The organism is Micromonospora sp. NPDC004336 (genome assembly GCF_053602615.1).
The window spans coordinates 36,696-43,921 of sequence record NZ_JBSGDY010000038.1 but is presented as its reverse complement, the minus strand read 5'-3'; the positions used below and the strand labels follow the sequence as shown (position 1 = coordinate 43,921).

Sequence of the window (7,226 nt, the reverse complement as noted above, 5' to 3'; positions counted from 1 at the left end):
GCTGGCTGCGGGTGGGCACCACCGCCGCCCTGGCCGTCGCGTTCTTCGCCGTGCAGCCGCTGCCGGCCGGCTGGCCGCCGCGTCGGCCCTGGAGGCCGAGGCCCGGACCCTGCTCCGGGCGCTGCCGGGCTACCGTGAGCCGCAGTACGTCGAGTACTTCGGCCAGCCCTGACCGACAGCACCCGAGGGACGGGTTTCGGCGGAGCGATTCGCTCAGCGCAGGCCGCCCGGCCCGACCAGGCCCTTCTCGTAGGCGACGGTGACCAGTTGCGCCCGGTCACGCACCGCCAGCTCGGTCGACAACCGCCCGACGCGTCGCTCCCCGAGACTCAGATGCCGTCCCAGAAGGGCAGCCGGTGCGCGGCACTCCGGTCGAAGTGGCCCACCCGGTCGAGGTCCAGGCCCTGGACGTACGGGTGCTGCCGCCACGCCGGTAGGCCGTGGCCGTTGGGGTTGCCCGTGGCCGCGAACCGCGCCCAGTAGCCGATCATCAGGTCGCCGAGTCGACGCTGCTTCTGGGTGAGCGGGGCGGACTCCCACGACGGGTCGAAGAGGAACGGCAGTTCCGAGCCGTGCGATGCCAGGGGCTCCACCTGATCGTCGGGGAACGGGAACAGCTGCGGTGCGGTCCGGTCGAGGAACTCGTAGGAATAGACCGGGACGTGCCTGGCCAACAACCGGTCGGTGTCCCGCGCCGACCTCGCCCAGTCGAGGTCGCTCAGCACGGCGGCAGCGGTCTGGGTGGGCACGTCGCCGGGCGGATAGGCGGCCAGGACAGCCGGCGCCCGCTCCCCGAAGATCTGGGTAAGGCCATCGACGTACTGTGCGGCGGTGAGCTTGGGAAACACCATCGACGCGAACATGGTGCCCTCGTCCCGGGTGATGCCCGACAGGATCGGCACCCGGTGGAAGCGTCCCTCGGCGAACACCTTTGCCGGGTCTTCCGGCAGCACGGCGTTGCCGTAGCCGGGAAGAGGCAGTGCGGGCTGCGCGAGAAGTTCCAGAGTTGTCTTGCTCCGCAGGCAGGCGACATCGGGGCAGGAGACCTGCTCGGCGATGAACTGCCCGTGTCCCTCATGAGCCGAGGCGGGAACCCAGAGCGGCACGCCGAGGACTGCCGGCAGGTCGCCCTGGCTCCAGCACGGGGAGCTCTGGGTGATCGCGCGGTGGAACAGGCCGGCCGAGGCCGGGGCGGCGAGTTGGGCGCAGACCGAGTGCGAGCCCGCTGACTCACCAGCGAGCGTGACGTTGCCGGGATCACCGCCGAACGCGGTCGCGTTGCGTCGTACCCAGCGCAGCGCCGCCTGCTGGTCCTGCACGCCGAACGCCCCGCTGTCGGGCAGACCGGGGTGGCCGAAGAAGCCGAAGATTCCCAGCCGGTAGTTGACGGTCACCACGACGATGTCGCCGCGAGCGGCGAGGCGGGCGGCGTCGTAGTCGCTGCCGGCGCCCTTCGTCAGGCTGCCGCCGTGCAGCCAGACAAGCACCGGCTTGAGATTGCGAGGTGAGGCGCCACGCGGCGCGGTCACGTTGAGGTAGAGGCAGTCCTCGCTGTCGCTGGCTGGCAGGCCCCAGCTGTCAGCTGTCTGAGCGCACCGGTTGCCGGGTCGCGTCGCGTCGCGGACGCCTGCCCACGGCTCGACAGGTTGCGGCGAGCGCCAGCGCAGCTCGCCGACGGGTGCGGCGGCGTAGGGAATGCCCTGGAAGAGCCGGTGGTCACGGCGCACGGTGCCGGACATCCAGCCGGCGTCGGTGCGCACCTTGCCGGGATCGGCGGCCGCAGGCGCAGGCATCGCCAGCAACGCGACGGCGATGACGATGGTCGTCAGGATTCGCATGCGACCACGCTGTCATCCGAGAGCCCTGATCGGGATGAGGTTCTCCGCCCAAGGGGGGTGTAGCTACCTACACCCGGCAGGCCGCCGCGACGGCCTCCTCAGGCAATACCACCCGCTACCGGCTCAACCATGGCGGCGACCGGCGCCTGAACCGAGCGCTCTACACCGTCGCGCTGGTCCGGATGGGCCACGAATCGCGAACCCGCGACTACGTCACCGCCGCATCAGCGAGGGCCGCACCAAACGCGAGATCATGCGCAGCCTCAAGCGCTACATCAGCCAGGGCTCCGGCAGAGTCGGGCCACTAGGCTCCGCGCATGCAGCATTGCCGAGTTTCCTCCGCCAAACACACAGCAATCGGGGCGTTACTGCTCGTCCTGGCCGTAGCCGGCTGCAACTCCAAGGCGGAATCGTCCTCCGATGCCACGTGGTCGAGCCCGGACACCACCGCTACCGCGACCGCCTCCCGCGCTGCTTCCCCCGAAAGTCCCCGTGACGCCGAAACTTCCGCGTCTTCCTCCCCCACCGCGGACGAGTCACGGAAGGCCGAAGCGGCACAGGAGCCCAAAGCGGCGCCGAGCGGGGGCGGCACCAAGTACCCGGCGTGTGCCGACGGCGACTGCAAGGTGTCCTTCTCCGGTTCGGTCGAATTCCCACTCGGCAGGTGGACGGTGTCGTCCTCCGTGGAGGATGGCGGTGTCAGGGTGCGACTGACCGACGCCAATGGCAGGGGCGGCGGTGGCGGCTTCATGGCGGGCCCCGGGTGCAGTGTGGCGATCCACGCCGACGGCGGCGGGCGAGTCGGATGCGACCAGCCCGGAGCCGAGCCCAAGCCGGGAGGGTGGGTCGTGCACCTGCTGGAACTGGACGGGAACGCCGCGGTCATCCGAGCGATCCTGGGCTGACCGTGAGGATCGCTGTCGCAGCCTGATCGTGCTGGGCTGTGGTCTGGCGGCCGTGCGTGTGACCCTCGGTCTGATTGGCTTCGTGCCTTCGAGCCGACTTGCCCACGCACGGTCACCGGCCCCGGCCGGGTCTGCTGCACGGGTAGGTGGCCTACTGGAAGACCGGGTAGAGCGAACGGGTCCGCAAGGCCGCACCGACCGCGACCGCCCCCGACCTCGGGGTATTTGCTCTGTCGAGCCACAGCGGTTTCCTCCTCCTCGGCAGGATGCCAAGTCAGGAGGTGTCCGGTCTCAGGGGGTCACTTCAGTCTGGGACCGAGTGCACCTGACCAACGTTGAAGCGCTCGGTGGCGGCACTATCGCCTACGACGACGCCCACGACCGGATCGCGCCACACATCCACGTCAGCGTCGGACTCAAGGAGCACAGCGCGACCGGCTACACCAGTCACCTGCTCGCCGCGACGATTCAGTTCCTTACCGAGATGATGCTGATCATCGAGGTCGTTGCGCCCGTCATGCGTCGTATCCCCGAGGCGAACCTCTACGACGTGCCGCTGTTGCGGATCGGCGACACCTGAGAGGCCAGTGGTATCCACGCCTGCCACGAGAGGTGGAATCTGGATCGGAAGCCGCTCAAGCGACTTGTTCGCATCGCGGTGGCTGTCTGCGGTGCCGACCGCCTCGCCGGTGTCTGGTGGCCTCGCGAGTAGCCCGGTAGGTTCAGCATCAAGCACTTTCATTACCGTCGATTGGGGATGCCGGCCAGGTGTCGCAGGTCGAGAAGATCACCGGTGAGCTCCGCGCGTTGATGGCCGGGGTCGAACGGGCGCAGGGGTTGGCAGCCGCCGCCGATAGTCGGGCGCAGGAGGTGGCGTTGCGGGCCGCAGGCGCGGGCTTCGTCGCCGTGGCGGAAGGGTGTGGCGCGGGTGCGCAACGCGATCACGAGCGTCCAGGGCGGCCTGGGAAGTCTCGCCGGTTCGATCGGCGAGGCGACGAAGGCCACCGCGGCGGTGCCGAACGAGGCCACCCCGCAGGAGACGATCGCCGGGCTGGCGCCCGTGCAGAGCGCCGTGGACGCCGCTCGTGACGCGGCGACCGGGGCCATCACCGGAGTCGGTGAGGCGCAGCAACTCGTCGCCATGGTCCTGCAGGGCGGGCAGCCCGGGCCGCTGCTGCAGGCCCTGGACAGCATCAAGCAGGTCCTGGTGCTGGTCGTTCAGCGCACCGGCGGGGCCCGGCAGGCCGTCGAAGCGGCGATCGCGCAGGCCCGGCAGTTGGGGTCGTCGGGAAACTGACAGGGGCTGGCGGTCATCCACCGGCCAGCCCTAACCCTTCCGAGCACGGTGACCCGCCGTCGACACCTCATGCCGCCGGCGACGCCACATCCGCTGACCACGGCCACGGCACGCCCTGGACCAGACAGCCAACCGGTGTCCCAGGCGGGACGCCGACCGGTCCGAAAACCAGAATTCCACCCCGGTTGGACGACGAAGGGCGGCGTCCGTTGGAGCTCGAGAACGAATGCGCCGATATAGTCGCCAGCAAGAGCTACCGGGTCCACCAGAACCCCACCAGGCAGGAGATCGCCGACGCCCGGCTCCGTACCGGCGACTCGGGCAACCCGAACAAAGACCCGGATTACCTGATCGAAGGTCACGTGTTCGACTGCTATTCGCCCACTCTCGGTAAGCCGGTGCGGGGCGTCTGGAGCGAGGTCCGCGCCAAGGTCGACAAGGAGCAGACCCAACGCGTGGTGCTGAACCTGCACGACTGGCACGGAGACCTCGCGGCCCTGCGGACACAGTTCGACACCTGGCCCGTCGAGAGGCTGAAAGAACTCGTCGCGGTAACGCCGAGTGGCGCGATCGTGCAGATCATCCGTCGAGACTGAGGAGAGGCGCAGAGATGGCTGTCGAGTTCAGGTTGACGCTGGCGGGTGACCTGCCCCTGGACCAGATGGCTGATCTCGTGGCAGCCGAACCCGCCGAGAAGCCTAGGCCGAGCGGCACCAACCCGCGGCTGTTCAGTGCTCGCCTCTACGACACCCGCGGGTACGCGCTGACCGTCTCCTCAGGGAGCCAGGGCTATTTCGATGCCGAGGCCGACGACGGTGCCCGCTGGGAGTGGGAGCCGGAGACGTACGTCGACATCGACTTCTCCATGCGGGCAGACGACCTGGTCGGCAAGGGGATCCCGAACATGATGAAGGCCGTGGCCCGGGTGTTGGCCGCCCGACAGGAGGACGCGGCGCTGGTCCAGAACGGCAACTGGCTCCTGCTGACCCGCGTCGGGGGCAAACTCCGCAGACACCGGCCTACCTGGTGGAGCCACTACGGCATAGACGACCTCATCACCCCATGAGCCAGCCGCGCGTGGGCGACTCGCTGACGGACGGCGCGGCTTCGACCCGCCGTCCGTGCGTGACATCGACGTCGTCTTCCTCGACCCGGTGGACCTGATTCGCGACAACGAAGACCGGGCCGCAGCAGGGCCGATGGCGACGTGGCCGGCCCCCTGTGGGAGGTGACGCCCAGCCGGGAAAGCGGGTAGCCCCACGAGATCTTCGATGATGTGCGCGGTGTGTGCTCTTCAGCGGATACCAACCCGGGTGAACCGGTGCCAACGCGGGTCACCGTGGCCGACCGCCGGTCGCAACCCGGGGTTCGTATGCTCGGGGTGTGCTCCTGGGCTGCGACGACACGGGTCCGGGGAACGTGGGTGAACGTGGGCCACTCCCTGCCACCTCAAGTGAACCTGCAGGTCGCTAGACTAGGCCCTCGCGCCCCCGTAGCTCAGGGGATAGAGCAACGGTTTCCTAAGACGACGCTCTATCTGTACCCGGAGGCTGACTACCTGCCGGTTCCTATTCTTCTTGCATATTAATGGGTCGCACGCGGTCCTTGCTGTGCTCGCTTGCTGAAGATCAGCAGAATAGGCGTAAGTCCTGCTCAGGTCCTGCCTCGGTCGGTTCGACGCGTCCTTGCCAAATCTCGCGAAGTTGCCGCGCCGCGTCAGTCTACGGTGCCGCGAGTGCCTGGGCCAGTAGCGCGGTGAGTTTGGCTGCGCGTGCCGGGTGGTGATGACCGACCCAGGCAACTCGCCCGATGAGGTATTGGGCGAAGTCGGGGTGGCCGGTCCTGTTCTGCGCGGCGAGGCCGGTGCGGGCGGCGTTGTGGAGGATGGCGCGGAGCCGGTCGTAGTCGTCGCGTGGTGTGGCGGGGTGGTGGTTGACGACGAGTCCGGCGAGGAGTTGCCGGTCGGCTCGGCCACGGACACGGGTCTTACCTGTGTGGACTTCGAAGCCCTCGTCGCGGGCGATGTGGGTGACGGCGGCGATCAGGTCGTGGATGCGGCGGGTGGTGAGGTCGCCGGAGAAGGCGAGGTCGTCGGCGTAGCGGGTGTAGGTGATCTCGAAGGCGTCGGCGAGGCCGGTGAGGCGTCGGTCGAGTCGGTAGGCACACAGGTTCGCCAGCGCGGGTGAGGTGGGCGCGCCTTGGGGCAGGTGACCGGTGCGCAGCGCGGCGAGCCGCGCCGCCCGCTCCGGTAGGTCGGTGGGTGCGCGGCGCAGGACGGGGTTCGGGGTGCGGGTGGTGCAGAGTCCGGTGAGGGTGTGGGCGACGGGTTCGGGGTAGCCGGCGGTGCGGAACAGTCCGTAGGCGCGGGTGGCGGGGATGTGGGTGAAGAAGGCGAGCAGGTCGATCCGGACGACGACCGGCTGTGCGGTGTGGGCGGCGGCGAAGGTGTGGGCGGAGCGGCCGGGTACGAAGCCGTGGGCGGCGGGGTGGACCGGGATGGGGCCGAGGACCTCGGTGAGGAGCCGGCGTTGCAGGGCGCGCAGCCGGGACTTCGGTGCCTCGATGAGCCGGCCACCCGCGGTCCAGCGGTAGTGGTAGTGGTGCAGCCGGTGGGCGGTGGCGCGTCGGTTCATGGCGCGTCGGTCGGCGTACCAGTCGAGGTACTCAATGCTCAGGTCGAGCGTCGCGGCCAGGTCGCCGACCGTGTCGATGACCGGATTGTGCCAGGGACGGCGGACGGTGCGGGTCGGCGTCACTGGGCGCGTGTGGAGGACGATCGGCCGCTGGTGCTGGCGGGCGGCGGCGACTGCCGCGCGCAGCGGGTCGAGGGTGCTCAGGAACGTGGCGAGCTCGCGTGGCCGGTCGGTGGGTGGGCGTGGGTAGGCGGCCAGCACCGCGTCGGCGACCGGCCACAGCCAGCGGCGTCGCACGCCGAGGACGAGCCCACCCTGGTCGACGAGATCGGCACGGCGCCAGCCCTTGCCGGCGAGGAACGCGTCGGCGAGCGCGGTGGCCAGGGCGTGATTGGTGGTCACGATCGGGCCGATGGTGGCAGCGTGTCCCGACGATGCCCGGTCGTGCGGGTGCACAGGCTCGCGGAGCGTGCCGACGCACCTGTGGTGTGCTGCCGAGGTGAGTGTCGCGTCCCCGGGGTTGCCCCGGAGAGACCGTGACCGGACCCCGCGT

At 69.6% G+C, this 7,226-nt stretch carries 4 protein-coding genes and 3 pseudogenes; 5 read left to right on the top strand and 2 right to left on the bottom strand.

Annotated features, from left to right (window positions below; genetic code table 11):
* Positions 1-329: 329 nt before the first annotated feature.
* Positions 330-1,838 carry a carboxylesterase/lipase family protein gene (locus ACWENR_RS11275; protein ID WP_452276876.1) on the bottom strand — a complete coding sequence of 503 codons (1,509 nt, stop codon included), beginning with the start codon at positions 1,836-1,838 and terminating at the stop codon, positions 330-332.
* Between the two features lie 119 nt (positions 1,839-1,957).
* Between ACWENR_RS11275 and ACWENR_RS11270 the strand changes: the two are divergent.
* The 5 genes and pseudogenes from ACWENR_RS11270 to ACWENR_RS11250 all read left to right on the top strand — a co-directional run.
* Positions 1,958-2,146, top strand: a pseudogene (locus ACWENR_RS11270) (hypothetical protein); the annotation flags it as partial.
* A gap of 904 nt (positions 2,147-3,050) precedes the next feature.
* A pseudogene (locus ACWENR_RS11265) lies at positions 3,051-3,323 on the top strand (DUF296 domain-containing protein); the annotation flags it as partial.
* Between the two features lie 188 nt (positions 3,324-3,511).
* Positions 3,512-4,040 (top strand): annotated as a pseudogene (locus tag ACWENR_RS11260) (DUF6244 family protein).
* A gap of 185 nt (positions 4,041-4,225) precedes the next feature.
* On the top strand, positions 4,226-4,636 hold the full coding sequence (locus tag ACWENR_RS11255) for a CdiA C-terminal domain-containing protein (protein ID WP_452276875.1): 411 nt from the start codon (positions 4,226-4,228) through the stop codon (positions 4,634-4,636).
* A 14-nt stretch (positions 4,637-4,650) separates the two neighbouring features.
* Positions 4,651-5,106 (top strand): SitI3 family protein, encoded by a 456-nt coding sequence (locus ACWENR_RS11250; RefSeq protein WP_452276874.1) that lies wholly within the window; start codon positions 4,651-4,653, stop codon positions 5,104-5,106.
* Positions 5,107-5,761: 655 nt separating this feature from the next.
* Here the strand turns inward: ACWENR_RS11250 and ACWENR_RS11245 are convergent.
* The gene (locus ACWENR_RS11245) at positions 5,762-7,075 is read right to left on the bottom strand and encodes a reverse transcriptase family protein (protein ID WP_128136113.1); all 1,314 of its coding nucleotides are present in this window, start codon (positions 7,073-7,075) and stop codon (positions 5,762-5,764) included.
* Positions 7,076-7,226 lie beyond the last annotated feature (151 nt).